Genomic DNA, 21,607 nt, shown 5'->3' with positions numbered 1-21,607 from the left:
ATACAGTGATATTTAAAACAAAACTAATAAAATGCCTCCCCACGAAGGAATACGCAATATGGCAGAAGACAACGACGAACTAACAAACGATAACTTAGAAGATTTAAATACCCAGGAACCGCAAGAAACCATTACCCGAATTACAGGAATGTATAAAGAATGGTTTCTCGATTATGCTTCGTATGTAATTTTGGAACGTGCGGTTCCTGCAATAGAAGACGGTTTCAAACCGGTGCAGCGTCGTATTATGCATTCTATGAAGGATTTAGACGATGGGCGTTACAATAAAGTAGCTAATATTGTGGGGCATACTATGCAATATCACCCGCACGGAGATGCGAGTATTGCCGATGCAATGGTGCAAATTGGTCAAAAAGACTTGTTAATAGATACGCAAGGAAACTGGGGGAATATTCTTACAGGCGATCGCGCTGCAGCAGCACGTTATATAGAAGCAAGAATTTCAAAATTTGGAATGGATGTTGTTTTCAATCCAAAAATTACCCAGTGGCAATCTAGTTACGATGGCCGTAGAAAAGAGCCTATAAATTTACCGGTAATGTTTCCGTTGCTTTTAGCACAAGGAGGAGAAGGGATTGCTGTAGGATTATCTACTAAAATTTTACCTCATAACTTTATAGAGTTAATCGACGCTTCGGTAAAACATTTACAGGGTAAGCGCTTTACTATTTTACCAGATTTTCCAACAGCCGGAATAGCAGATTGTTCTGATTATAACGATGGTTTGCGTGGAGGGAAAGTACATGTGCGTGCTAAAATTTCGCAACTCGATAAAAACACGTTGGTTATTTCTGAAATTCCTTTCGGTACGACAACCTCCTCTTTAATCGATTCTGTTTTAAAAGCGAACGATAAAGGGAAAATAAAGATTAAAAAAATTGAAGACAATACGGCTGCCGAAGTGGAAATTCTTATTCATTTGCCATCAGGATTATCGCCAGATAAAACTATCGACGCCTTGTATGCGTTTACCAATTGTGAAACGTCTATTTCACCATTGGGTTGTGTTATTGAAAATAATAAACCATTGTTTGTTGGTGTTACCGAAATGTTACGCCGAAGTACTGATAATACGGTTCAGCTTTTAAAACAAGAGCTTGAAATTAAATTAGGAGAATTTGAAGAGCAATGGCACTTCGCGAGTTTAGAGCGCATTTTTATAGAAAATAGAATTTATCGCGATATTGAGGAAGAAGAAACTTGGGATGGCGTTATTTCTGCTATCGAAAAAGGACTTCAACCACATATAAAACACCTGAAACGTGCTGTTACTGTTGAGGATATTGCGCGTTTAACGGAGATACGAATTAAAAGAATTTCAAAATTTGATATCGATAAAGCGCAACAAAAAATTGATGCTTTAGAAGAACAAATAGCAGAGGTTAAACATCATTTAGCACATTTAATAGAGTATGCGATCGCTTTTTTTACACGACTTAAAAAAGAGTATGGCGCCGGTAGAGAACGAAAAACAGAATTAAGAACGTTTGAAGATGTCGATGCTACCAAAGTGGTGATTAGAAACACAAAGTTATACGTTAATAAAGAGGAAGGTTTTATTGGTACGTCTTTAAAGCGCGATGAATATGTTTGCGATTGTAGTGATATAGACGATATTATTGCATTTACTGCCGACGGTAAAATGATGGTCTCAAAGGTAGATTCTAAAACCTTTGTTGGCAAAGGCATTATATACGTAGCAGTATTTAAAAAGAAAGATAAACGTACCATTTATAATTTGGTGTATAAAGATGGAAGCAAAGGCCCTTCTTATATTAAACGTTTTGCAGTAACTTCTATTACTCGCGATAAAGAATACGATTTAACCAATGGTAATAAAAGTTCGAAAGCACTATATTTCACTGCGAACCCTAATGGAGAAGCTGAGGTAATTACCGTGTTTTTACGACAAGTGGGAAGTGTAAAAAAATTAAAATGGGATATCGATTTTGCTGATATTTTAATAAAAGGAAGAGCTTCTAAAGGTAATTTAGTGAGCAAACATCCTGTTAAAAAGATAGAATTAAAAGAAAAAGGTGTGTCGACTTTAAAGCCTAGAAAAATTTGGTACGACGATACTGTGCAGCGTCTTAATGTTGATGAGCGCGGAGAATTAGTTGGTGAATTTAGAGGAGAAGATCGTATTTTGGTAATTACCCAAAAAGGGATTGCGAAAACTATAATTCCTGAAGTGACTACGCATTTTGATAATGATATGTTGGTGATGGAAAAGTGGGTGCCTAAAAAACCTATTTCAGCAATTTATTTTGATGGAGAGAAAGAGATGTATTACGTAAAGCGTTTTATTATCGAAAATGAAAATAGAGAAGAGCAGTTTATTTCTAATCATCCCAATTCGTTTTTAGAAATTGTATCTACCGATTGGAAGCCTATGGCCGAAATAGAATTTAAAAAAGAAAGAGGTAAAGATCGCAAAGAGAATGAGCCCATAAACTTAGAGGAATTTATCTCTATTAAAGGAATTGCTGCGCAAGGGAATCAATTAACGAAAGACAGGGTAAATGCCATCCATATAATGGAATCTATTCCTTACGAAGCACCAGAAGAAATTCCAGCGGAAGATTTAGAAGTAATTGAAGAAGAGGATATGTCTGTTTCAAAAACAACAGATGATGAGACTAAAGCTTCAAATTCAGAAGATGATAATGGCCAGTCTACATTATTCTAATCTTATAAATAACAAACACTAAAAAAGCCCATCTTTAAGTAAAGATGGGCTTTTTTTATAGTAAAATTCCCGTGTTATTTCTTTGGCTTTTTACTCACTTTAAAGCTTAAGAATTCAATAAATAAAGAGAATGCTATAGCGAAATATAAATACCCTTTAGGAATTGCTCCAACCGAATTACCGAAAAACTCGGTGTGGGATAGGTGAGCGGCTTCAGTAATTAACATAAAGCCAATTAAGATTAAAAATGCTAAAGCAAGTAACTGAATACTTGGATGTTCTTCTATAAAGTCTCTAATTTTATTAGCGAAGCCAATCATTATACCAATTGAAATGACCACAGCAATAATCATTAAAATTAAATTGTAATTATGGTTGCCCGATAAGCCATTCGTCATCCCTACAGCAGTTAAAATTGAATCGATAGAAAAGATAAAGTCGATTAATAAAATTTGAATAATGGCCTGTTTTAAGGAATGAATTTTCTTTCCTTTCACTTGGTTTTCATCGTGAAGAGGTGTTTCTACTTTCTCTCTAATTTCAGAGGTGCTTTTATATAATAAAAAAAGCCCACCCGAGAATAAAATAATAGCTTGCCAACTTATTTCTAAGTGTAACCAATCGGTATCAACGACATAAAAAGGCTTAGATAACCCAATTAAAAACGATACAAAAAACAGCAAAACTACGCGTTGTACCATTGCCAATAAAAGACCTATGTTGGTTGCTTTCTTGCGTTGGTGCTCCGGAAGTTTATTTGCGGCTATAGAAATAAATACAATGTTGTCTATACCCAATATAATCTCTAAGAAGGTTAGTGTTAATAGAGCAAAAATAGCATCGCTCGAAGTAAAAAACTCAATCATAGTCAGTCAGTTTTAGTCGCTTCTCCTTTTTGTTTAGCTACTTCTCCAACATAAGAATATTCAAAAGTATAAGAGTTTGCGGTGGTTGTAATAATTTTAATGTGCACATCTTTCTGTTCAGCCATACTTTTAGGGTTGATTGTTTTAAAGATGACTTCGCAATCGTTAACCCATCGAACCATAGAAGAATCTATGCGGGTTCCGTAAGTTTCAATTTGTAAATCTTCAGTTCTTATAAAGTGTCCTACTTGTTCTTCTCCATCTACCATATAGTTGAATTTAAAAGTTCCGGTTTTAAAATCGTTGCAATTACGGTCTGGTTGATTACATCCTAGAACTAATAATAAGAGTGAGAATAACGCTATATGTTTCATAAATTATATTTTTTGTAAAGCTACAAAATGAAATAATCAAATGCGCTTATAAAATTTTGATAAACGAAAAATTTCATACCTATTATAGCGTAATAATCATTGTCCTGAGAATCGCGTATTTCATTTTATTATTAGCCGTGTACTTAATTCTCGAAATTTGAAAAACTACCGTCTTTATAAAAAATAACAATACGATCAATTTCTTTTTTTGAATTTGAAATTATTGAAGAGGGGGTGTTCTCAGATTCTATATGTTTCGAATTGTTCTTTGAGTTTTCATCCGAGTTTCTGTTTGAAAATAAATGTTCTTTCGGTTCAGTTTGTTTTTGGTTTTGAACGTCGTTTTTTGTTTGAGCAGGAAATTGTCCCTTTCCATTCATTAACCAATACAATTCTACTTCTGGAAAATGGGCGAGTACCTTTAGTACAAATTCTAAACTTGGTTTATTTCTACCGGAAAGAATATGTGAAATAGTAGAACGCTGCACACCTATTTTTTCGGCGAAAGAAGAAGCACTTTCACTGTTGAAATCGATCACCTTTTGAAGGCGTTTAGCAAAATCAGCATTGTTTATCATTGTAAACACGGGTTAGTCGTTATTGAACGTTACAAATGTAAACTTATTATTTAGAACTACCAATAATTATAAGATATTTAATATTTTATAGTCAACATAAGCTTTAAGTAGAATATTATAAGTTATTGAAATACAATATATTAACTATGCGAGACGTATTGCTATGCATTATTCGGAATCCGTGTAGTAATCACTGTTAAAGACTGGTAACATTTGTATACATTAGTACGCTGGCCAAGCAAAAAGAACTGTTTACAATTGTAACAAAACAATTGTTTACCTTTGTAACACTTAAAATTTACATATGGAAATAGAAGCACTTCAATCTCTTTTTTTAAAGCACAAAGAGCGTTCTCTTTTTGGACGTTATATACACTCTAACCACATAGAACCTTTATTAACTAAATTGCCTAAAGAATTTAAAGTTACGGTTATTGGCGTTTCTGTAAACGATCATAATATTTATTCAATAACAATAGGTACGGGGCATAAAAAAATATTGATGTGGTCTCAAATGCACGGTAATGAAGCGACAACAACTAAAGCTCTTTTTGATTTAATAAACACATTAAAAGGGGATTCTGAAATGTCTGAAACCATTTTAAAGCACTTTACCTTGACTATTATTCCTATTTTAAATCCAGATGGTGCTAAAGCGTATACGCGTTTAAATGCTAATTCAATAGACTTAAATCGGGATGCGCAAAACCTCTCTCAGCCAGAAAGCCGAGCGTTAAGAGCTTGTTTTGATGCCTTTAAACCGCATTATTGTTTTAATCTGCATGGTCAGCGTACCATTTTTAGTGCTGGACATGATAATAAAGTAGCGACCTTATCTTTTTTGTCTCCAGCGCAAGATGAACAGCGCTCTGTAACCCAAACAAGAGCAGTTGCTATGTCTGTTATAAATAGAATGACGGAGACTTTATATAAAGAAATACCTGGTCAAGTGGGGATTTACGATGATTCCTTTAATATAGACTGCGTAGGCGATACCTTTCAGGCGTTAAACGTGCCAACGGTTTTATTTGAGGCGGGACATTATAAGGAGGATTACGATAGGGAAGAGGTGCGGCGGTTAGTGTTTCAGTCTTATTTAGTGGCTTTGAGCGCTATTAGACTAAATACTTTAAGTGAAAAAGATGTTGAAATGTATCTTAAAACACCTCAAAATGAGAAATTGTTCTTTGATATAATCATTAAAAACGCCATAATTGGTGGTGTTATAAGAAGTGTCGCTATTCAATATGACGAACAATTGTTAAGTGATTCTATTGTTTTTATTCCGAAAATAGTCAAAATCGATAAGGGATTATCAAATTATGGTCATAGAGAGATAAATGCTAATGGTAAACCGTTGATTTCGATAAATACTGGTGAATTGCAGGTAGGTATGACCGTGAATTCAGTCCTTTTAAATAATGAAGTATTATCATTAAAATTAGGTAATAATTAACTTTTATTCTCTAAAACTTAATAAGATTATAGTATTTTTGCATAATATTTAATAATTAATTGAAATGGCAAAATTTAGACTAGACGAGGTAGATCATCAAATCCTTGATATGTTGATAGATAATACTCGTGTTCCTTTTACAGACATAGCAAAAAAGCTATTGATTTCTGCTGGAACTGTTCATGTAAGAGTAAAAAAGATGGAAGATGCTGGTATTATAAAAGGCTCTTCGTTAACAATAGATTATAAGAAGTTAGGATACTCTTTTATAGCGTATGTTGGTATATTCCTGCAGAATACGTCGCAAACAAAATTTGTTTTAGAGCGTATTAATTTACTGCCTTATGTGACTGTTGCTCACGTAACGACTGGGAAATTCAACATTTTTTGTAAAATTCGTGCTAAAGACACAGAACATGCAAAAGATATCATCTTTATGTTAGACGATATCGATGGTGTTTATAGAACTGAAACTATGATTTCTTTAGAGGAAAGCTTAAACGATAAGAAACGTTTAATGCACGACATTTTTAGAGAGATGTAATTATAATTAAAGTAAGAGTAAAAACGCCCTTTAGTGTAAGCTAAAGGGCGTTTTTGTTTAATATTTAGTCTAAAATATTGCCGGAATTGCATAAATTACTAGAAGTTAACACTTTTACAGATAATTAGAATGTTTTATTCTTCTTCATCTTCTTCATCTTTTTTAGTAAAGAAAGCCTCTTCAACAATAATATGTCCAGCTTCATTTAGTGCTAAAAGGTCAATATTATCATCCAAATTGGCCATAGTGTAATGCAAACGGCAGCTTACCTTTACTAAGTATGTGGTGTCTTCTGTTTTTACTTCGATAGCCTCGATAGTTTCGTTTCTATGGTTATCAAAAGTAATAATATCCTTATCCCCATAACCATCAGGAAATTTAGAGGTTAGTAACTGTAGTACCTCTGGTGTTAGTTTTTTGTAATCGACAAGAACTCTTCGCATAACAACAAGTTTAAATTAATACAATTAGGCGTGTAAGCTAGTCTAGTTGTTCTAAAATTACGAAAAAATACAATGCGTTTAAGGTTATTTGTTGTAAAAATTAAAAGCTTTTATGATTAATTCATTATCAACTTTGCAATCTATTATAGGTTTACCAACATCCTCTAATAAGACGAAATTAATAGCACCGTGTTCATTTTTCTTGTCGTATTTTAATAAATCTATAATAGGAGCGTAGTCGTTTTCTGAGATTGTCACGTCGCCATAAATAGACTTGATTGCACTTTTAATAGTAGTGTTTTTCTCTTCTGGAAAACCTGCTATTTTGGTAGAAATATAAGTGGCTAAAACCATCCCGATAGCGATTGCTTCTCCATGTAATAGAGTGGGTTTGTCTTGCTGACTTAAATAATAAGATTCAATAGCGTGACCAATAGTGTGGCCAAAGTTTAAAGTTTTACGTAAGTTATTTTCGTTAGGATCCTGTTCTACAATGTCTTTCTTTATAATTATGGACTCAAAAATCAAGGTATCTAAATCTTCAAGTGTAAGTTTAGGTAAATTGCTTAACTTGCTCCAATATAATTCATTATGTATTAATCCGTGCTTAAGCATTTCGGCTAGGCCAGAGCGTAGTTCAAGTTGTGGTAAAGTGTCGAGAAAATGCGTGTCTACTACAACCATTTTAGGCGGATTAAAAACTCCTATTTGATTTTTTAAATTACCTAGATCGACGCCTGTTTTACCTCCAATTGAAGCATCTACCATCGCTAAAAGCGAGGTTGGAACATTGATAAAGTCTATACCTCTTTTAAAAGTGGAAGCCACGAAGCCACCAAGATCTGTAACAACCCCACCACCAATATTAATGAGTAAGCTTTTGCGATCGGCGTTTAACTCAGAAAGGGCGCTCCATACACCAGAGCACGTTTCTATATTTTTATGGATTTCACCAGCTTCAATTTCAATAATTTCAATCTCTTTTTCAGTCTTAATCTGAGCTAAAAAGTGAGGTAAACAATAATTGTGAGTGTTATTGTCTACTAAAAAAAACAATTTTGAATAATTTGTGGTTTTTAAGAAATCATTAAGGTGGTCGTAACTAGCCTTGCTAAAGTGAATTGCGTAATTTTGGGTGGTGATTGAAATCATTTTTTTAATTGTCTAAATAGATTGTGAAAATAAGGTCTTTTTATAATATAATTAGTCGCGAGTAAGTATATTTGCAAAATATCTTATTTATGAATAAAATGGGTCAAGTAAAAATTTTTGAAAATACGAAAGTAGCATTTTCTTTAAAGAGCGATTCAGAATTAGAACGCGCTTATTTTTTGTTTAAAATGATTTCTAGCCAACCTTTGGTTAAGATAGGAGCTGCCTTAACAACTTTTGCCTTAAAGTTAAAATTACCCGTCGAAAGATTGATTAGACTAACGGTTTTTGATCATTTTTGCGGTGGTATTAATGAAGAAGACTGTCTTGATGTTGTGGAAGAAATGTACACTAAAGGAGTGAGTTCTGTTTTAGACTATTCGGTTGAAGGTAAGGAAGAAGAGGAGCAGTTTGATGAAGCGACGCTTAAACTTCTTAAAATTGTTGGGTTTTCAGATGAAAAGAAAGCGTTGCCCATTGTTGTTTTTAAACCAACTGGTCTTGGGCGTTTTTACTTGTATCAGAAAAAAGGAGAAGGCAAATCCTTTTCTGAAGACGAGAAAAAGGAGTGGAGACGCATTGAATCTAGATTTGACGCAATTTGTAAACTGGCAAGCGAGAGAGATGTAGAGATCTTAATTGATGGTGAAGAGAGCTGGATGCAAGATGCGGCGGACGAGTTGGTCGGAAAAATGATGTCTACTTATAATAGAGAAAGACCTATTGTTTATAATACACTACAAACCTACAGATGGGATAGGTTAGAGTACTTAAAGGAATTACACAAACGTGCTAAAAAAGAAGGTTTTAAGCCTGGGTTTAAGATTGTGCGAGGTGCTTATATGGAAAAAGAACGTGAGCGCGCCCACGAGTTAGATTACGAATCTCCAATCTGTAAAGATAAATTTACAACAGACGTTAATTTTAATGATTGTTTAAAATACATATTAGATAACTTAAATGATATTTCGATATTTATAGGAACGCATAACGAAGAAAGCACCTATTTAGGGATGCAAATTATGGAGGATCTAAATATCGATAAGGATGATAATCGTGTATGGTTTGGTCAATTATACGGTATGAGTGATCATATTAGCTTTAATATGGCGGCACTTGGTTACAATGTTGCAAAATATGTGCCTTTTGGCCCTGTAAAAGATGTGATGCCTTATTTAATAAGACGTGCTGGGGAAAACACTTCGGTTGCTGGGCAGACGAGTAGAGAGTTGTCGTTGCTTAAAAAAGAAAGAAAAAGAAGAAAAGCAAATTAACTAGAAAAGCTTAAAGTATAGATAAAAAAAATCTCATAATATATATTATGAGATTTTTTTTGTTATGATCTAGTTTAAAAACTGAATATGTTTTACAACAGCTTGTTTTTCGCAATTTTCAACGGTAAGGGCTGCTTCTTTTTTATTGAGTTCTCCTTCAATATAGTATTCGCCACAAGGCTCTTTGCGTGTGTTACTTTTTGAAAAGTCGACATCACCTTTATGTAAAATGTAATTGATTTGAAGGGTGTCTATACTATTCTGTTGCACAAACAACAGTGCCTCATCAGAAATAATTAATGTTTTCGTGGTAATATTTTTTAAAACTCGGGATTCTGGCCCGTAGCTGCACGATACTTTTTTTCCGTTTAGAAAAAAGGCTAAGAGTACTAATCCAATAGAGAATCCTCCTATGTAATAGGCTATTCTGCGAAGTAAAGACATATTGATGTGTTAAATGTTTAAGTAAAAAAAAGAATATATTTTTACCGCAAATTTAGAATATTAAAAGGTTAATGTCACTATATTTTAAGCCAAACCATTCACCAACCGAACGATTTGTTAAAATACCGTGATAAAAGTATAATCCGTTTTTTAAACCTTTGTCCATTCTTATAGAATGTTCTAATCCCCCATCATCTGCAATTTTAAGTAAGTATGGGGTGAAAATATTACTAATCGATGCCGAAGCGGTTCTTGCATATCGCGATGGGATATTTGGAACGCAGTAATGCACAACACCGTGTTTTTTAAATGTGGGTTTTGTGTGTGTGGTGATTTCGCTGGTTTCAAAACAGCCCCCCATATCAATGCTAACATCAATAACTACAGAGCCTGTTTTCATTTGCTCTACCATAGCCTCGGTAACAATAACTGGTGCGCGATCTTTTCCTCTAACGGCGCCAATCGCGACATCACATCGTTTTAAAGCTTTATTTAAATACTTAGGTTGTAGGGTAGACGTGTAAATAGTACGTCCTAAATTAGTTTGAAGGCACCGTAACTTAGTAATAGAGTTATCAAACACTTTAACGTTTGCGCCTAGGCCTATAGCACTACGAGCTGCAAATTCTCCAACTGTTCCAGCGCCTATAATAACAACTTCAATTGGGGGTACTCCACTTATATTTCCAAAAAGGAGACCGTTTCCTTCACTAGCATTGCTTAATAGTTCAGAGGCTATTAATACGGAAGCAGTTCCTGCTATTTCACTTAAAGAACGAACCGCTGGGTAAGCGCCGTCTTCGTCGCGAATAAATTCGAAAGCCAACGCTGTAATGCGTTTACTCGCTAATGTTTCAAAATATTTTTTCGATTGAGTTTTTAATTGAAGCGCAGATATTAAAATAGTTTGTGGGTTAATATATTTAATTTCTTCCAAAGTAGGAGGAACCATTTTTAATATCATCGGGCAAGCATATATTTTTGCCGTGTCACTACTTATTTCTGCACCGGCTTCACTATAATCCTTGTCGCTAAACTTAGAGCCTTGTCCTGCACCAGATTCTATTAAAATTCTGTGTCCATTATTTACTATGGCAGATACGGCGTCTGGAGTTAGGCAAACGCGTTTTTCTTGAAAAGCAGTTTCTTTTGGGATTCCTATAAAGAGGTTGCTTTTCTTTTTAAAAATCTCTAATGTTTCTTCTTGCGGAAGTAATTGCGCTTTTGAAAAAGGAGATAGATGTGACGACATGATTAAGTGCTAGAATTTATAGTAAATGAAATTACGAATAAATTTTGAATGACCGTATTTAGATTTAAAAATACTGTTTTATTTTTTGAATAAACGTTAATGGTCTTATACGCATTTCGTCTTCTAATTCCTGAGTACTTTTGTTCACCGAATTAATACGGTTAAAAATTTTTGCTCGTATTAAATAAATAGAGGGTATTACTATTGCCATTAATGGTATAAAATATTTCAACTCAAAACTGTCTATATAATGGAGGTCGTCGTTAAGTACATTTGTCAATTGGTAAATGTACATAGTCATTGGTATAAGAAGGGCATGGTACCACCAATGTCTACAAGTGAAAAACCATATTGTAAGGAAATATAAAGGGATGGCTTTTCCTGTTATAGTCCAAAATGCTACACTCGCACTATTATAAAATTCACTTTTGTATGTAAATAAAAAAGTATCCCAAATCGGTTGATTCGGAACACTTTCATATAAATAAAAGAAATAAGGGGAAATTGAAATTGCAATCGCAACTAAACTCCCCATTATTAAACTTTTTCTATCCGTGAGTTGGTATTTTGATGTCTTTTTTGTCAATTTGTGTTTGTTCTTGATCATTTAAGTCAATAATGTTAGAGGCTTGAGCTGTAAATAAAGCCCCTCCAAAAATGGCTAATGCGATTAAAAATTTTTTAGATTTCATAATGTTAGGATTTTAATTAGATTAATTTATACTGCTAAACTAATTAAAACACTAGTGCAAAAACGATGAAAATGTTAAAAAAATGTTAAAAACACCGTTTTTTCGTTAACCGGTTACGGCAAAAACCGTAATCGTTCAAAAATAACATTTTATTTTAAATAAAAAATTAATTATCAGTAATGTTATATATTAAATTTAGGTTTCTAGTACCGTTTTCTAATCGATTAATAGTAATCTCGTAAAAATTGTCGTCCAGCAATGGTTTTAACAAGTCTGGCCATTCTACAAATATCCAATGTTGCGTATTTAAATACTCTTCAATCCCGAAATTATAAAGTTCTTCTTCATCTTCTAATCGGTACAAATCGAAATGAAAGATGGAGGTCTTGTCTGCTTTATATTCGTTAACTAAAGAATATGTAGGACTGCTTACGGTTTCAGTACAGCCCAAGGCTTTAACTAACTCTTTAATAAGTGTTGTTTTTCCTGCCCCAAGATCCCCATTAAATAGTATGATGTTAGAACTGGACGCTGTTTCAATAATTTTATGGGCAACAGCCGTAAGTGTCTCTAAAGTGTATTCGATTTTCAAACGCTACAAAATTTTTACAAATTTATTGTTTAGGATTTAAAACAACAAATGGAATGATCATTTCTTCCAGAGAAATTCCTCCATGCTGGTAAGTGTTTCTAAAATAGCTTACATAATGATTGTAATTATTAGGGTAAGCGAAAAACAAATCACTTTTGGCAAAAATAAAAGAACTATTCATAGATAGTGAGGGTAAGTGTATTGTTTCGGGATTTTTAGCGACTAAAACATCTTTATCTTCGTAACTTAAACTTCGCCCAGTTTTATAGCGTAAGTTTAAACTGGTGTCGCGATCTCCAATAACCTTAGATGGATTTTTAACGTTTATAGTACCATGGTCGGTAGTTAGTATTAATTTAAAGCCCATTTGTTGTGCTTGAACAATCATTTCTAAAAGTGGAGAATTTTTAAACCAGCTTTGTGTTAAAGAACGGTACGCCTTATCGTTAGAGGCTAATTCCTTAACCACATCCATTTCTGTTTTAGAATGAGACAACATGTCTACAAAGTTATACACCACAACTGTTAAGTCATTATCTTTTAATCCTTTGAAGTTTTCGGCCAGTTTCTTACCAGATTTTAAATTCGTAATTTTATAGTATTCAAATTTAAGATTAGTAAGCCTTAAACGCTTCAATTGTGCTTCTAAAAACTCGGCTTCAAATAAATTTTTTCCACCTTCATCGGTATCATTTTTCCATAATTTAGGATGCATCTTCTCCATATCTTTTGGCATCAATCCAGAGAAAATGGCATTTCTAGCATATTGTGTAGCCGACGGTAAGATGCTAAAGAAAGGAGATTCGGACTCTTTTTTATAATGATTAGTAACAAACGGTTCGAAGGCTTTCCATTGGTCGTAACGTAAATTATCAATTACAACTAATAATGTAGGTTGCTCTTTACTTAGTTCGGGCACCACTTTATCTTTAAATAAATTGTGAGATAAAGTAGGGGCGTCTGTATTTGGTTCGAACCAAGACGGATAATTTTTATCTATAAATTTTCCGAATTGAATATTAGCTTCGCTTTTTTGCGATTCTAAAATTTCAAACATTGCTGGATCCTCAATATCTTCCAATTGAATTTCCCAGTAAATAAGCTTTTGGTAGAGCGCAATCCATTCTTCGTAAGAATTCACCACCGATAGATCCATCGCGATTTTCCTGAATTCTTGCTGGTAATTAGATGTTGTTTTTTCCGAAACTAAACGCGAATGGTCTAAATTCTTCTTTAAACTCAATAAAATCTGATTCGGATTTACTGGTTTTATAAGATAATCGGCAATTTTATTACCAATAGCTTCCTCCATGAGGTACTCTTCTTCACTTTTGGTAATCATCACTACAGGCAGTGTGTCTTTTTTTTCTTTAATCCCGTGCAAGGTTTCTAAGCCCGTAAGACCCGGCATATTTTCGTCTAAAAAAACAATATCGAAAGTGTTATCTTCTAAAATTTCTAAAGCTTCAGTGCCACTTTTACAGGGCGTAACGTTGTAGTTCTTCTTCTCTAAAAAAAGAATATGTGGTTTTAGTAAATCTATTTCGTCGTCAACCCAAAGTATATTAATAGTGTTCATGTATATTTGTTTAAATTTAATTTTAAATATTAAAAGCTTGCAAACTATTAACAAACTCAAAATACTAAACGACCCAATTTACGGATTTATTACTATACCAAATTCGATGATTTTCGATTTAATCGAACATAGATATTTTCAGCGATTGCGTCGCATTTCTCAAATGGGATTGTCATATTTAGTCTATCCGGGTGCGCACCATACGCGATTTCAACACGCCTTAGGTTGTATGCATTTAATGCAGAAAACGGTTAACGTATTGCGCTTTAAGGGGGTTGCTATAAGCGAAGACGAGCAAAACGCACTTTATATTGCGATATTATTACATGATATTGGGCACGGACCATTTTCGCACGCTATGGAGCATAGTATTGTAAATGGAGTCTCGCACGAGCATATCTCTATGCTTTTTATGCAAAAACTGAACGAAGAATTTAACGGCGATTTAACACTTGCCATCGAAATTTTTAGAGGAAAATATAAGCGTCAATTTATGTGCCAATTAATATCTAGTCAAATAGATATGGATCGCGCCGATTATTTAAAACGCGATAGCTTTTATACCGGTGTCGCCGAAGGAAATATTAACAGCGAGCGTTTAATTACGATGCTTAATGTTAAAGATGACTGTTTGGTGGTCGAAAATAAAGGGATTTACAGTGTCGAGAAATTTCTTATAGCACGACGTTTAATGTATTGGCAAGTCTATCTACATAAAACAGGAGTAGCTGCAGAGCAATTATTGATTAGAGTATTGAAAAGAGCAAAGGAGTTAACGCGCGATGGCGCCAAATTAACAGCAAGTAAACCTTTACTGTATTTCCTTAAAAACGATATAACAATGGAACATTTTAATGCTGAAGCTTTAGAATTATTTTCTAAATTAGACGATTATGATATTGTCTCTGCAATGAAAGAATGGCAATATGAAGATGATTTTGTGCTAAAAAACCTCTGCAGTATGATTATTAATCGAGATTTATTAAAATGTAAGTTAAAAAAGAAACCTGTTAAAAAAGAAGTGCTAATAAAGCATCGCGATGCATTAATTGAGAAATATAACATCTCTAAAGCAGAAGCAGATTATTTTGTGTTTTCCGGAGAAGTGTCTAATCAGGCGTTTACAGAAAAAAAACAAAGAATAAAAATTTTACAAAAAAATGGCAAGATTGAAGATATCGTTAAGGCATCAGATCAATTAAACATAAAAGCCTTGTCAAAATCAGTAACTAAATATTTTATATGTTACCCAAAGGAAAAACTTTGATACATTTTTTCTATTTTTGTCAATCATGAAGTTTACAGCAGAACAAATAGCAGATATTTTAGAAGGCGAAATCTTGGGGAACCCAAGTGTTGAAGTTTCCAAACTATCAAAAATAGAAGAAGGCGTTGAAGGGGCATTAACCTTTTTGGCTAATCCGAAGTATACGTCTCATATTTATAATACAAAAGCATCTATTGTAATTGTAAATAAAAGTTTTAATCCAGAGAAAGAAGTAACGCCCACTTTAATTATGGTGGACGATGCTTATAAATCATTTTCTAAACTTTTAGAATATTACAATCAAGTAAAACTTAATAAGTTTGGAATTGAACAGCCTGTCTTTTTACCAGAATCCACACGTATGGGAAAAGACGTTTATATTGGCGCTTTTTCTTATATAGGAGAAAATGTTGTTATAGGCGATAATGTTAAAATTTTTCCAAACTGTTTTATTGGTGATAATGCTACGATAGGTGATAATACAATTCTCTTTTCTGGAGCTAAAATATATTCAGAATGTATTATTGGTAACTATTGTGTCATTAATTCTGGTGTAATAATTGGAGCCGATGGTTTTGGTTTTACCCCTAATGAAAAAGGAGAATATACTAAAATACCTCAAATAGGTAATGTTATTCTTGAAGATTTTGTAGATATTGGGGCAGCAACCACTATCGATCGTGCCACTCTAGGATCTACAATTATTAGAAAAGGAGTAAAGTTAGACAATCAAATTCAAATTGCACACAATGTGGAAATCGGAAAAAACACTGTTATAGCAGCGCAAACAGGTATTGCCGGGTCTACAAAAATAGGAGAGAATTGCCAAATAGGTGGTCAAGTGGGTTTTGCGGGACATATAATAATAGGTAACAATGTAAAAATCCAAGCACAATCTGGTATTGGTCGTAATGTAAAAGATAACGAAGTATTACAAGGCTCTCCAGCTTTCTCTTACGGAGATTATAATAAGTCTTACGTATATTTTAAAAATTTACCAAAAATGGCGAAATCCATAAACCAACTAGAAAAAAAAGATTATGGCAATAGTTAGTACTGAAATAAAGCAAAAAACAATTAATAAGGAAGTATCCTTAACGGGTGTGGGCTTACACACAGGAAAAGATGTCACTTTAACTTTTAAACCAGGACCAATAAATTCTGGATTTGCTTTTAAAAGGGTAGATTTAGAAGGAAGTCCCACCATAGAAGCAGACGCCAATTACGTTACAACCACACAACGTGGTACGTGCTTAGAGAGAAATGGAGTAACAATTCAAACTTGCGAGCACGTCTTAGCTGCATTTGTTGGTTTAGATATTGATAATGCAATTATAGAATTAAACAATTCTGAACCACCAATTCTAGACGGGTCTTCGAAATTTTTTGTTGAAGCTATTGAAGAAGCAGGAATTGTAGAACAAGATGCTTTTAGAGAAGAATACGTGGTTAAAAACGTTATTTCTTACGTAGATGAAGAGTCTGGAAGCGAAATTCTTATTATGCCTGCAAACGAATACCAAATAACGACAATGGTCGATTTTGGTACAAAAGTTCTAGGAACTCAAAATGCGACTTTAAATACGATGTCTCGTTTTAAAGAAGAAATTGCAAGTTCTAGAACATTTAGTTTTTTACACGAACTAGAAATGCTGTTAGAAAACGGACTTATAAAAGGAGGAGACTTAAACAATGCTATTGTATATGTAGATAAAGAATTATCTGAGAGTACAATGGAGAAGTTAAAAGTTGCTTTTAATAAAGACTCTATTTCAGTAAAGCCAAACGGCATTTTAGACAACCTAACCTTGCACCACCCTAATGAAGCAGCGCGACATAAGCTTTTAGATGTTATGGGCGACTTAGCGCTGATAAAAACGAGAATTAGAGGTAAAGTTATTGCTAATAAACCAGGGCATTTTGTAAACACTCAGTTCGCAAAAAAAATGTCTAAATTAATAAAAAATGAACGTCGTAACAACGTTCCAACTATCGATTTGAGTCAAGAGCCCGTAATGGATGTGAATCAAATTATGCAGATGTTGCCTCATAGACAGCCATTTTTACTAATTGATAAGATATTTGAAATTACAAATGACCGCGTTATAGGAATGAAAAACGTAACGATAAACGAATCGTTTTTCCAAGGTCATTTTCCTGGTGCTCCAGTAATGCCAGGCGTTCTTATAGTAGAAGCAATGGCACAGACAGGAGGAATATTGGTATTAAGTACAGTGCCAGATCCAGAAAATTATCTAACTTTCTTTATGAAAATGGATAATGTTAAGTTTAAACAAAAAGTAGTACCAGGAGATACTTTAATTTTTAAATGTACTTTAATCTCACCAATTCGCCGCGGAATTTGCCATATGCAAGGGTACGCTTATGCGAATGGTAAATTATGTGCCGAAGCAGAATTAATGGCACAAATATCAAAAGTAAAATAAGAATCAATAACAAAAATTAAAAAATGAACCAACCACTAGCTTACGTGCATCCAGGTGCTAAAATTGCTAAAAATGTAGTCATTGAGCCTTTTACAACCATACACAACAATGTTGTTATTGGAGATGGCACTTGGATTGGAAGCAATGTTACCATTATGGAAGGTGCCAGAATTGGAAAAAACTGTAGTATTTTTCCTGGTTCAGTTATTTCGGGAGTACCCCAAGATTTAAAATACGACGATGAAGACACGCTAACTATTATTGGTGATAATGTTACCATAAGAGAGTGCGTTACTATAAATAGAGGAACTACCCATAAAATGAAAACAGTTGTGGGTAATAACTGTTTAATTATGGCCTATTGCCACATCGCACACGATTGCGTAATTGGAGATCATTGTATATTTTCTAACAATACAACATTAGCTGGGCATATAACGGTTGGTGATTATGTGGTATTGGCTGGAATGACAGCCGTGCATCAATTTTGTTCTATTGGTAATCACGCCTTCGTAACAGGAGGGTCTCTAGTTAGAAAAGATGTACCTCCCTTTGTAAAAGCAGGTCGCGAACCTTTATCGTATGTTGGTATAAACTCTGTAGGACTTAGACGTCGCGGGTTTACAACCGATAAAATTAGAGAAATTCAAAATATATATAGAATTTTATATCAAAAGAACTACAACAATACGCAAGCAGCTGGAATTATTGAAGCCGAAATGGAAGCAACTCACGAACGTGACGAAATCCTTCAGTTTATAAAAGATTCTCAAAGAGGAATAATGAAAGGCTATTTCAAGTCTAATTAATCTCTATAGCTATAACAATCAAATATTAAAACATTAATAAACACAATGGCAACAACATCAGATATTAGAAACGGACTGTGCATTAAATATAATAATGATATCTATAAGATAACAGAATTTTTGCATGTAAAACCAGGAAAAGGACCTGCATTTGTAAGAACCAAAATGAAGAGTGTTACTAACGGAAAAGTATTAGATAATACGTTTTCTGCGGGACATAAAATTGAAGATGTTCGTGTTGAAACCCATAAATTTCAGTTTTTGTACCATGATGGAGAGTTCTATCATTTTATGAATGAAGAAGATTATACGCAAATTCGTTTATTAGAGGCCGCTTTAGATAGACCAGATTTAATGAAAGAGGGGCAAATTGTAACTGTAATTATTAACACAGAAGACAATATGCCATTATCTGTTGAAATGCCGGCTAGTGTTGTTTTAGAAGTTACACATACAGAACCAGGGGTTAAAGGAAACACAGCAACCAATGCTTCTAAACCTGCAACCGTAGAAACAGGAGCAGAAGTAAGCGTACCTTTATTTATAAATGAAGGCGATAAAATTAAAATAGAAACTGAAAAAGGAACCTATAAAGAAAGGGTAAAAGAATAGTAACAAGATCTTTTTATTTTCCATAAACTAGTTTTTATATGAAATTCTCCAAATCGTATTCTTTAAAGGAAATAGCGCAATTAATTAATTGCGATTATGTTGGCGATGACGATTTCCCTGTGTTAGGAATGAACGAAATTCACGTGGTAACTTCAGGAGATATCGTTTTTGTAGATCATCCTAAATATTACGACAAAGCACTGCAGTCGGAAGCCACTGTTGTTCTCATTAATAAAAAAGTGGACTGCCCAGAAGGAAAAGCGTTGCTCATTAGCGACGATCCGTTCAGGGATTTCAATGCTTTAACGCATCATTTTAAACCGTTTGAAAGTGCCAATGTGAGCATTTCACCTTCAGCAACTATTGGAAAAAACACCACAATTCAACCCAACTGTTTTATTGGTCATAACGTAACTATAGGAGACGACTGTATTATTCATTCTAATGTTAGTATTTATGATGATACGGTTATTGGTAACAATGTAGTTATTAACGCAGGGACTATTTTAGGTGCCAGTGCTTTTTATTATAAAAAACGCCCCGAAGGTTACGATCAGTTAATTTCTGGCGGACGCGTAGTTATAGAAAGCAACGTGCATATTGGTGCATTATGTTCTATAGATAAAGGCGTAACCGGAGATACTACAATAGGCGAGGGGAGCAAATTAGATAATCAAATCCAGGTGGGACACGATACAGTTATTGGAAAACACTGTTTAATTGCTTCTCAAACAGGAATTGCTGGATGTTGTATTATTGAAGATGGCGTAACTCTTTGGGGACAAGTCGGTACAACAAGCGGTATTACGATTGGTGAAAATGCCGTCGTTTTGGGCCAAGCAGGTGTAACCAAATCTATTCCCGGTAATAAAACATATTCTGGAACGCCAATAAATGAAGCGCGCGCAAAACTGAGAGAAATAGCGACGCTTAGAAAACTTCCAGAAATAATAGAACAATTAAAAACGAAATAATATGACAGCTAAAGAAGTAGTTAAACAATTTTACGCTCTTGATTTTGCTAAAGACAATGGCGTTTTAGAGTTTATTCATCCAGAATGCGAATTAAATTGGAATAGTAGTAAAGGCTATACGAGTTTAGATTATAAAGATATCGAAGAAAAAATAACGGGTATAAAAGAATCGTTTTTAACCTTCAATTATAAGTTAAGTCATTTATTAGAAGATAATAATACAGTTACAGCACGATATACCATTTATGGAACACCAATCGAGCAAGATAATGACGATAACAACGAAGAAGCAATAGCTCATTTTATCTCTATTTGGGAGGTTAAAGAAGGCAAATTGTACAGAGGATATGAGATAAGTCAGCTATTAGATGATAAAGCTGAAAATATCTCTACCTTTTCAGAAATAAATATATAAAAATCATTAATAAATAGCGCTCAAAACCTTATTTTTGCAGCGTTTTAAATTATAAACTATAGAGATGAGCGTTTTAGTAAACAAAAATTCAAAAATAATAGTTCAAGGATTTACTGGTAGTGAGGGTACGTTTCACGCAGGACAAATGATTGAATACGGAACTAACGTAGTTGGTGGTGTTACACCAGGTAAAGGTGGTCAAACACATTTAGATAGACCGGTTTTCAATACTGTTTCAGAAGCTGTTGAAAAAGCAGGAGCTGACACAACAATCATTTTTGTGCCACCAGCATTTGCTGCAGATGCAATTATGGAAGCTGCAGACGCGGGTATTAAAGTAATTATTACAATTACTGAAGGTATCCCTGTTACTGATATGATTAAGGCTGCCGATTACATTAAAGGTAAAGACTGTCGTTTAGTTGGGCCTAACTGTCCAGGAATAATTACTCCAGGTGAAGCTAAAGTTGGTATTATGCCAGGTTTCGTTTTCAAAAAAGGTACCGTTGGTATCGTTTCTAAATCAGGAACTTTAACATACGAAGCTGCCGATCAAGTTGTAAAACAAGGATTAGGTATCACAACTGCTATTGGAATTGGTGGAGATCCAATTATTGGAACAACAACTAAAGAAGCTGTTGAGTTATTAATTAACGATCCAGAAACGGAAGCAGTAGTAATGATTGGTGAAATTGGAGGTCAGTTAGAAGCAGATGCTGCTAATTGGTACAAAGCTAGTGGTAGTAAAAAGCCAGTTATTGGTTTTATCGCTGGTGAAACTGCTCCAGCGGGCCGTACAATGGGCCACGCAGGTGCTATTGTTGGTGGAAGTGATGACACTGCTCAAGCTAAAAAAGCAATTATGAGAGAATGTGGTATTCACGTAGTAGATTCTCCAGCTGAAATAGGTAAGAAAGTTGCTGAAGTATTAGCGAAAGTTAACGCATAAGCATTACATAATTTTAAAAAAGGCTATCTATACTTAGATAGCCTTTTTTTTGCTTTAAACTGAAGGGTGTTTTAAATTTAGTTAAGAGAGTAATTAGAAGTATTTCTATGATAAATGAAGGTTTTAATAATGTGTACTTGGTTTAAGAAAAAAAAGGTTAATTATTATAGCAATGGTA

At 34.0% G+C, this 21,607-nt stretch carries 23 protein-coding genes; 12 read left to right on the top strand and 11 right to left on the bottom strand.

The genetic code is table 11. From position 1 onward, the window contains the following. The first annotated feature begins 58 nt into the window (after window positions 1–58). A complete protein-coding gene (locus ES677_RS09455; protein ID WP_148381141.1) occupies window positions 59–2,710 on the top strand; it encodes a DNA gyrase/topoisomerase IV subunit A in 2,652 nt (883 codons plus the stop codon). A gap of 74 nt (window positions 2,711–2,784) precedes the next feature. Here ES677_RS09455 and ES677_RS09450 read toward each other — a convergent pair whose 3' ends face one another. From ES677_RS09450 to ES677_RS09440, 3 genes are all read right to left on the bottom strand, one after another. Then, window positions 2,785–3,576, bottom strand: coding sequence for a TerC family protein (locus ES677_RS09450; RefSeq protein WP_148369073.1), 792 nt, complete (start codon window positions 3,574–3,576; stop codon window positions 2,785–2,787). 2 nt (window positions 3,577–3,578) lie between these two features. Continuing rightward, window positions 3,579–3,950 (bottom strand): DNA topoisomerase IV, encoded by a 372-nt coding sequence (locus ES677_RS09445; protein WP_148381108.1) that lies wholly within the window; start codon window positions 3,948–3,950, stop codon window positions 3,579–3,581. A gap of 143 nt (window positions 3,951–4,093) precedes the next feature. Continuing rightward, entirely contained in the window at window positions 4,094–4,528 is a 435-nt protein-coding gene (locus ES677_RS09440) for a helix-turn-helix domain-containing protein (protein ID WP_148369069.1), read from the bottom strand. A gap of 304 nt (window positions 4,529–4,832) precedes the next feature. Here ES677_RS09440 and ES677_RS09435 point away from each other — a divergent pair, with 304 nt between their 5' ends. Then, window positions 4,833–5,984, top strand: coding sequence for a M14 family metallopeptidase (locus ES677_RS09435; RefSeq protein ID WP_148381107.1), 1,152 nt, complete (start codon window positions 4,833–4,835; stop codon window positions 5,982–5,984). A gap of 64 nt (window positions 5,985–6,048) precedes the next feature. Continuing rightward, on the top strand, window positions 6,049–6,528 hold the full coding sequence (locus ES677_RS09430) for an Lrp/AsnC family transcriptional regulator (protein ID WP_148369065.1): 480 nt from the start codon (window positions 6,049–6,051) through the stop codon (window positions 6,526–6,528). A 134-nt stretch (window positions 6,529–6,662) separates the two neighbouring features. Here the strand turns inward: ES677_RS09430 and ES677_RS09425 are convergent, their stop codons facing one another. Next, the gene (locus tag ES677_RS09425; RefSeq protein WP_148369063.1) at window positions 6,663–6,971 is read right to left on the bottom strand and encodes a hypothetical protein; all 309 of its coding nucleotides are present in this window, start codon (window positions 6,969–6,971) and stop codon (window positions 6,663–6,665) included. Window positions 6,972–7,055: 84 nt separating this feature from the next. After that, window positions 7,056–8,123, bottom strand: coding sequence for a 3-dehydroquinate synthase (aroB, locus tag ES677_RS09420; protein WP_148369061.1), 1,068 nt, complete (start codon window positions 8,121–8,123; stop codon window positions 7,056–7,058). A 98-nt stretch (window positions 8,124–8,221) separates the two neighbouring features. On the opposite strand from aroB, the gene ES677_RS09415 reads away from it, so the two are divergent. Beyond that, window positions 8,222–9,397 (top strand): proline dehydrogenase family protein, encoded by a 1,176-nt coding sequence (locus tag ES677_RS09415; protein WP_148369200.1) that lies wholly within the window; start codon window positions 8,222–8,224, stop codon window positions 9,395–9,397. Window positions 9,398–9,466: 69 nt separating this feature from the next. Here the strand turns inward: ES677_RS09415 and ES677_RS09410 are convergent, their stop codons facing one another. The 6 genes from ES677_RS09410 to porX form a co-directional block, all read right to left on the bottom strand. Continuing rightward, window positions 9,467–9,841 (bottom strand): DUF4258 domain-containing protein, encoded by a 375-nt coding sequence (locus ES677_RS09410; protein WP_148369059.1) that lies wholly within the window; start codon window positions 9,839–9,841, stop codon window positions 9,467–9,469. A 52-nt stretch (window positions 9,842–9,893) separates the two neighbouring features. Then, a complete protein-coding gene (locus tag ES677_RS09405; protein ID WP_148369058.1) occupies window positions 9,894–11,093 on the bottom strand; it encodes an alanine dehydrogenase in 1,200 nt (399 codons plus the stop codon). A gap of 64 nt (window positions 11,094–11,157) precedes the next feature. Further along, the gene (locus ES677_RS15660; protein ID WP_246124451.1) at window positions 11,158–11,394 is read right to left on the bottom strand and encodes a hypothetical protein; all 237 of its coding nucleotides are present in this window, start codon (window positions 11,392–11,394) and stop codon (window positions 11,158–11,160) included. A gap of 247 nt (window positions 11,395–11,641) precedes the next feature. Beyond that, the gene (locus ES677_RS15300) at window positions 11,642–11,785 is read right to left on the bottom strand and encodes a hypothetical protein (RefSeq protein WP_170235057.1); all 144 of its coding nucleotides are present in this window, start codon (window positions 11,783–11,785) and stop codon (window positions 11,642–11,644) included. Between the two features lie 166 nt (window positions 11,786–11,951). Next, the gene (tsaE, locus tag ES677_RS09395) at window positions 11,952–12,377 is read right to left on the bottom strand and encodes a tRNA (adenosine(37)-N6)-threonylcarbamoyltransferase complex ATPase subunit type 1 TsaE (RefSeq protein WP_148381105.1); all 426 of its coding nucleotides are present in this window, start codon (window positions 12,375–12,377) and stop codon (window positions 11,952–11,954) included. A 22-nt stretch (window positions 12,378–12,399) separates the two neighbouring features. Then, the gene (porX, locus tag ES677_RS09390) at window positions 12,400–13,956 is read right to left on the bottom strand and encodes a T9SS response regulator signal transducer PorX (protein WP_148381104.1); all 1,557 of its coding nucleotides are present in this window, start codon (window positions 13,954–13,956) and stop codon (window positions 12,400–12,402) included. Between the two features lie 37 nt (window positions 13,957–13,993). Between porX and ES677_RS09385 the strand changes: the two genes are divergently transcribed. From ES677_RS09385 to sucD, 8 genes are all read left to right on the top strand, one after another. After that, the gene (locus ES677_RS09385; protein ID WP_211357872.1) at window positions 13,994–15,223 is read left to right on the top strand and encodes an HD domain-containing protein; all 1,230 of its coding nucleotides are present in this window, start codon (window positions 13,994–13,996) and stop codon (window positions 15,221–15,223) included. A 25-nt stretch (window positions 15,224–15,248) separates the two neighbouring features. Beyond that, on the top strand, window positions 15,249–16,277 hold the full coding sequence (gene lpxD / locus ES677_RS09380; protein WP_148369049.1) for a UDP-3-O-(3-hydroxymyristoyl)glucosamine N-acyltransferase: 1,029 nt from the start codon (window positions 15,249–15,251) through the stop codon (window positions 16,275–16,277). Continuing rightward, window positions 16,264–17,670, top strand: coding sequence for a bifunctional UDP-3-O-[3-hydroxymyristoyl] N-acetylglucosamine deacetylase/3-hydroxyacyl-ACP dehydratase (locus ES677_RS09375; RefSeq protein WP_148381103.1), 1,407 nt, complete (start codon window positions 16,264–16,266; stop codon window positions 17,668–17,670). The genes lpxD and ES677_RS09375 overlap by 14 nt, the downstream gene beginning before the upstream one ends. A 23-nt stretch (window positions 17,671–17,693) precedes the next feature. After that, window positions 17,694–18,479, top strand: coding sequence for an acyl-ACP--UDP-N-acetylglucosamine O-acyltransferase (gene lpxA, locus ES677_RS09370; RefSeq protein ID WP_148381102.1), 786 nt, complete (start codon window positions 17,694–17,696; stop codon window positions 18,477–18,479). Window positions 18,480–18,524: 45 nt separating this feature from the next. After that, entirely contained in the window at window positions 18,525–19,091 is a 567-nt protein-coding gene (efp, locus tag ES677_RS09365) for an elongation factor P (protein ID WP_148369044.1), read from the top strand. Window positions 19,092–19,129: 38 nt separating this feature from the next. Further along, on the top strand, window positions 19,130–20,065 hold the full coding sequence (locus tag ES677_RS09360) for a UDP-3-O-(3-hydroxymyristoyl)glucosamine N-acyltransferase (protein WP_148381101.1): 936 nt from the start codon (window positions 19,130–19,132) through the stop codon (window positions 20,063–20,065). 1 nt (window position 20,066) lies between these two features. Continuing rightward, a complete protein-coding gene (locus ES677_RS09355) occupies window positions 20,067–20,480 on the top strand; it encodes a nuclear transport factor 2 family protein (RefSeq protein ID WP_148369040.1) in 414 nt (137 codons plus the stop codon). 64 nt (window positions 20,481–20,544) lie between these two features. Next, a complete protein-coding gene (sucD, locus tag ES677_RS09350) occupies window positions 20,545–21,429 on the top strand; it encodes a succinate--CoA ligase subunit alpha (RefSeq protein WP_148369038.1) in 885 nt (294 codons plus the stop codon). The last annotated feature ends 178 nt before the right edge of the window (window positions 21,430–21,607 follow it).

Source organism: Bizionia gelidisalsuginis (genome assembly GCF_008086185.1).
GTDB lineage: Bacteria > Bacteroidota > Bacteroidia > Flavobacteriales > Flavobacteriaceae > Bizionia > Bizionia saleffrena.
Note: the sequence above shows the minus strand (reverse complement) of the source record. Positions and strands in the feature narration are given on the sequence as shown.

Excerpts from the sequence above, each read along its gene's own strand:
- ES677_RS09455 (WP_148381141.1), top strand. The coding sequence starts at position 59 with ATGGCAGAAGACAACGACGAACTAACAAACGATAACTTAGAAGATTTA.
- ES677_RS09450 (WP_148369073.1), bottom strand. The coding sequence starts at position 3,576 with ATGATTGAGTTTTTTACTTCGAGCGATGCTATTTTTGCTCTATTAACA.
- ES677_RS09445 (WP_148381108.1), bottom strand. The coding sequence starts at position 3,950 with ATGAAACATATAGCGTTATTCTCACTCTTATTATTAGTTCTAGGATGT.
- ES677_RS09440 (WP_148369069.1), bottom strand. The coding sequence starts at position 4,528 with ATGATAAACAATGCTGATTTTGCTAAACGCCTTCAAAAGGTGATCGAT.
- ES677_RS09435 (WP_148381107.1), top strand. The coding sequence starts at position 4,833 with ATGGAAATAGAAGCACTTCAATCTCTTTTTTTAAAGCACAAAGAGCGT.
- ES677_RS09430 (WP_148369065.1), top strand. The coding sequence starts at position 6,049 with ATGGCAAAATTTAGACTAGACGAGGTAGATCATCAAATCCTTGATATG.
- ES677_RS09425 (WP_148369063.1), bottom strand. The coding sequence starts at position 6,971 with ATGCGAAGAGTTCTTGTCGATTACAAAAAACTAACACCAGAGGTACTA.
- aroB (WP_148369061.1), bottom strand. The coding sequence starts at position 8,123 with ATGATTTCAATCACCACCCAAAATTACGCAATTCACTTTAGCAAGGCT.
- ES677_RS09415 (WP_148369200.1), top strand. The coding sequence starts at position 8,222 with ATGGGTCAAGTAAAAATTTTTGAAAATACGAAAGTAGCATTTTCTTTA.
- ES677_RS09410 (WP_148369059.1), bottom strand. The coding sequence starts at position 9,841 with ATGTCTTTACTTCGCAGAATAGCCTATTACATAGGAGGATTCTCTATT.
- ES677_RS09405 (WP_148369058.1), bottom strand. The coding sequence starts at position 11,093 with ATGTCGTCACATCTATCTCCTTTTTCAAAAGCGCAATTACTTCCGCAA.
- ES677_RS15660 (WP_246124451.1), bottom strand. The coding sequence starts at position 11,394 with ATGACTATGTACATTTACCAATTGACAAATGTACTTAACGACGACCTC.
- ES677_RS15300 (WP_170235057.1), bottom strand. The coding sequence starts at position 11,785 with ATGAAATCTAAAAAATTTTTAATCGCATTAGCCATTTTTGGAGGGGCT.
- porX (WP_148381104.1), bottom strand. The coding sequence starts at position 13,956 with ATGAACACTATTAATATACTTTGGGTTGACGACGAAATAGATTTACTA.
- lpxD (WP_148369049.1), top strand. The coding sequence starts at position 15,249 with ATGAAGTTTACAGCAGAACAAATAGCAGATATTTTAGAAGGCGAAATC.
- ES677_RS09375 (WP_148381103.1), top strand. The coding sequence starts at position 16,264 with ATGGCAATAGTTAGTACTGAAATAAAGCAAAAAACAATTAATAAGGAA.
- lpxA (WP_148381102.1), top strand. The coding sequence starts at position 17,694 with ATGAACCAACCACTAGCTTACGTGCATCCAGGTGCTAAAATTGCTAAA.
- efp (WP_148369044.1), top strand. The coding sequence starts at position 18,525 with ATGGCAACAACATCAGATATTAGAAACGGACTGTGCATTAAATATAAT.
- ES677_RS09360 (WP_148381101.1), top strand. The coding sequence starts at position 19,130 with ATGAAATTCTCCAAATCGTATTCTTTAAAGGAAATAGCGCAATTAATT.
- ES677_RS09355 (WP_148369040.1), top strand. The coding sequence starts at position 20,067 with ATGACAGCTAAAGAAGTAGTTAAACAATTTTACGCTCTTGATTTTGCT.
- sucD (WP_148369038.1), top strand. The coding sequence starts at position 20,545 with ATGAGCGTTTTAGTAAACAAAAATTCAAAAATAATAGTTCAAGGATTT.